Source organism: uncultured Kluyvera sp., assembly GCF_902485085.1.
In the GTDB taxonomy this organism is placed as follows: Bacteria; Pseudomonadota; Gammaproteobacteria; order Enterobacterales; family Enterobacteriaceae; genus Kluyvera; species Kluyvera ascorbata.
In genome coordinates this window covers 1-2542 of sequence record NZ_CABTJS010000122.1, presented here as the reverse complement: position 1 = coordinate 2542, position 2542 = coordinate 1, and the positions used below count along the sequence as shown (strand labels likewise).

General features: G+C 49.1%; 2 protein-coding genes and 1 pseudogene. 2 read left to right on the top strand and 1 reads right to left on the bottom strand.

The window, feature by feature from the left end; translation table 11 throughout:
- Positions 1-36: 36 nt before the first annotated feature.
- Positions 37-447, bottom strand: coding sequence for a phosphate-starvation-inducible protein PsiE (gene psiE, locus RDN66_RS14020; protein ID WP_004206282.1), 411 nt, complete (start codon positions 445-447; stop codon positions 37-39).
- Positions 448-817: 370 nt separating this feature from the next.
- Here psiE and RDN66_RS14015 point away from each other — a divergent pair.
- Together RDN66_RS14015 and RDN66_RS14010 are read left to right on the top strand one after the other, a co-directional pair.
- Positions 818-997 (top strand): annotated as a pseudogene (locus RDN66_RS14015) (serine dehydratase subunit alpha family protein); the annotation flags it as partial.
- A 68-nt stretch (positions 998-1065) separates the two neighbouring features.
- Positions 1066-2091 carry an IS110 family transposase gene (locus RDN66_RS14010; RefSeq protein ID WP_001101446.1) on the top strand — a complete coding sequence of 342 codons (1026 nt, stop codon included), beginning with the start codon at positions 1066-1068 and terminating at the stop codon, positions 2089-2091.
- The last annotated feature ends 451 nt before the right edge of the window (positions 2092-2542 follow it).

Here is a 2542-nt window from a genome sequence, read left to right as displayed (position 1 = left end):
TGACTGTTGGTCAGCGGCCCTGGAGGCCGCTTTTTTTTATTCGCGTTTCAGGCGATTGGAGTTACACAGCCAGAGCGTAATCACCAGGATCAGGATCGCGGCGGAGTATATGAGCACCGCCATCGGCGATTCATGATCGATGATGATCAAACGCACAATCGCGGTGATGCCGATATAGACGAAATAGCGCAGCGGGAAGTGGAACCCCGACTGAAAATACTTGACGATCAGCGCGATAAATTCGAAGTAGAGAAAGTAGACCACCAGTCCTTCCACCAGCCGGTACTTACTGGTCGGCTCCGGGGTAAAGAGGACATCGGCCAGATGCAGCGTCTCTTTACCGAGGAAGACAATCAGGATAATCCCCAGGCACAGCAGCCCCAGATTCAAAACCGTTTGCATCGCAGTGGCGATAAAATTCACCAGTGGGCGATAAACCGACGACATATTCACACCTCATAATCAGTCCTTGTTGCGTCCGGTATAGCGCAAAAGTGTGATCCAGATCTACAGTTACCCCTCACCGCGTGGGCTTTCCACGTTTGCGCCCTCAGGACAGGATTTCGGCAAAAGAGAAAAATGCTCTCCTTAACGGCGTGTGATCGACATAACTGAATCCCCTTTTTTGTATAAAACTATCCCTTCACAGTCATTGTTAATCAATAACTTAATTTACATACAGACCTGCATGTTTAGATAAGGCTAAAAATAAAATTTTTCTCCAGACCTTAATAAATAAAGGGTTATTTGAGAAAGTTTTTTTCTGCCGATTCCCTTAGCATATTTCCTCATCATCTTACGTCCAGGAATCATAATAATGTCTGACCAAGCATCCTCACTTTTTATTCGCTGGCTACAGCGAGAAGTCGCACCAGCATTAGGTTGTACGGAACCTGTTGCTATTTCATTTACCACCGCTTACGCCGCGAAACATTTAGCGACACCCTGCGAAAAAATTAGCGGTTTTATTTCTGCCAACGGCTTTGTTAATGGAATGGTCGCCTCCCATCTCTTGTGCCACAGTGGGACGATAAATCGTCACTCATTGAACGGAGCGCTGCTATCATGAACGTTAAAACTATTGGAATCGATTTGGCAAAAAACGTTTTCCAGATCCATGGGGTTGACGAGCACGGAAAACGGTTGTTCAACAAACAACTCAGACGGGCACAAATGGCCTCCTTTTTTGCCAACATCCCACCCTGTTTGATCGGCATGGAGGCCTGTGCATCTGCTCATTTCTGGGCCAATAAACTGATATCGATGGGCCATAATGTCAAACTGATGGCCCCTCAGTTCGTCAAACCCTATGTTAAAACCAATAAGCATGATGCTGCAGACGCTGAAGCTATTTGTGAAGCCGTCACTCGACCTAACATGCGGTTCGTGCCGGTCAAAACCGCTGAGCAGCAAGCCGTATTGGCACTTCACCGGAGTCGTCAGAGCTTCATCAAACAGCGAACCGCACAAGCCAATCAAATCAGGGGGTTATTGGCCGAATTTGGCATTGTCGTCCCCCGAGGTATCCAGCAGCTACAGCGACGATTACCTGAGCTCGTGGAAGATGCGGATAACCCGTTACCCGTCCTGTTTCGTACACAGCTGAGTCTACTACAGCACCACATGGCGTACCTGTTCGATGTCATCGCTACACTCGACAAGCAGATTGAGCAGTGCTATCGGCAAAATGCTCTCTGCCAGCGTATCGGCAAGATCCCTGGTATTGGCCCTGTTACCGCCAGCGCGCTGATTGCGACCATTGGTAAAGCCAACAATTTCGAGAATGGCCGACAACTGGCTGCCTGGCTCGGATTGGTTCCACGTCAGCACTCCAGTGGGGGTAAACAAGTCCTGCTCGGGATAAGCAAGCGAGGTGATACCTATTTGAGGACCTTGCTTATCCATGGTGCCAGGGCGGTATTGCAGTCGGCCAAACATAAACAGGATGCCGTATCGAGCTGGGCTAACCAGCTAATGGCGCGCCGGAATAACAACATTGCCTCGGTAGCATTGGCTAACAAGAATGCGCGGACTGTGTGGGCGCTCCTGGCCAAAGAGCGGGAGTATTGTGCACCAATAATAAGCGCTTAAGTTGCTTAATCAGTAAGACAGAAACAACACCACCGATTGCCCAGGCAAGCATGAAGTGATGGCAAGACAGGTCAGACCGCGATGGGGAAAACCCGGTTTATTCAAGGCTCCTGAAAGAGCGCTTTGTTGATAGAGGCCTCCATCAGCGTATTCCATCAGGGACAGAGGTATTTTACATCACCTCGGCAAAGTCCGGATCTATGGCTGCAATCGATGACCAGTAAAGCCACCACAACATATTTAGCTTGGCAAACAGGAGGCGACCATCTATGAATAAATCGGACTTTTGCTGAGTTGAAGGATCAGATCACGTATCCTCCCTGACCTGCCCCCAGAGTTAGGGAAGGTGCGAACAAGTTCCTGATATGAGATCATCATATTCATCCGGAGCGCATCCCAGAGGGACATCATGAGCCATCAACTCACCTTCGCCGATAGTGAATTCAGCACT